The sequence below is a fragment of the Bradyrhizobium sp. AUGA SZCCT0177 genome, assembly GCF_018130125.1.
Taxonomy (GTDB): Bacteria; Pseudomonadota; Alphaproteobacteria; order Rhizobiales; family Xanthobacteraceae; genus Bradyrhizobium.
Genome location: NZ_JAFCMA010000074.1, coordinates 1 through 1,195 on the forward strand (window position 1 = coordinate 1; position 1,195 = coordinate 1,195).

Annotated in this window: 1 protein-coding gene; it reads right to left on the reverse strand. The window is 61.8% G+C overall.

What is annotated here, in order from left to right:
- Positions 1-8 precede the first annotated feature (8 nt).
- Positions 9-989, reverse strand: coding sequence for an IS110 family RNA-guided transposase (locus JQ597_RS37420; protein WP_212270387.1), 981 nt, complete (start codon positions 987-989; stop codon positions 9-11).
- Positions 990-1,195 lie beyond the last annotated feature (206 nt).

The following is a 1,195-nucleotide window of genomic DNA, read 5'->3' on the forward strand; positions in this document are numbered from 1 at the left end:
GTTAGCTGTCAAGAGGCGTTAGCGCCTTTCCAAGGCTGTCCGGACCTGATTACGGCATTGGCGAAGACGACAAGGCGCCTGAGGATGGCGATGAGGGCGACTTTTGGCGGTTTGCCTTTTGCGATGAGGCGTTCGTAGAAGGGGCGCAGCACCGGATTGTGCCTGCTGGCAGTGACGGCGGCCATGTAGAGGATACTGCGCACGGCGGCTCGCCCGCCGTGGATTCGTGCCGGGGCGGTCATGGTGCCGCTGTTGCGGACGAATGGAGCGACGCCGATGAGCGCTGCTGCGGCCTTGTTGTCGATCCGGCCGAGTTCGGGAACAGAAGCAAGGAAAGCCAGCGCAGACTTCGGGCCGATGCCCTTGATGGTTTTAAGCAGGCGCTGATCGCGCCGTAGATCGAGGCGCTGACGAACCAGTGCCAGCATCATCTGATGTACCTTCTTGTCTTCGGCTTTAAGCGTCTCAAGGTGGGTGACGATCGCCTGGCGGAGATCGGTCATCCGCACCGTGCCAAGCCTGCAGGTCTCGGCATGGATCATATGTTTGAGCTGATCCCGGCGGCTTGCGAGTTCAGAAAGTGCCTCGCGGATCGCATCTTCCGGCAGTTCGACGTGACCGGCCTTGCGGCCGCGTATCTCGTCAGGGGCGGCGGCATAGGATGCCAGCAACCGGGCGTCCGAGGTGTCGGATTTGGCTTTGACGCCGACCAGTTGGCAGTAGGCCTTGAAGCGTGTCGTATGGATGATCTCCACCGGCAACTGCGCCTGACGCAACGCCTTCACCAGCGCCTTCTCATAGCCGCCGGTCGGCTCCAGCACGATGCGCGTCAATTTAGGCCCGCTCCGCAACCGCTCGACCAGTGTGGCAATGGCATCGGGGCGATTTGCGTAATGGGCGCTATCGCCCCGATGCCATGCCACGTCCAGGCCCGCGCCACCGACATCGATGCCGACAAAAATATTGTCCGCTAAATGAGAGAGTGTCATGCTGCTCCTGCCTTGTTCTCGAGGCAGGGCCGGCTCCTGGATCGTCAAACGTGCGGCCAGCACTTGCTACCGTCCGGGTGTCCGGCCCTTCAATTAAACGAGGCGGGGTGCGAGATCCCGACGGCCGCCAACGACCTCCCATAAACCCCGCAACGCCCGCCTCGATCGCCCCATCTTAATCGAGGCACCGAGACTTACGACCCATA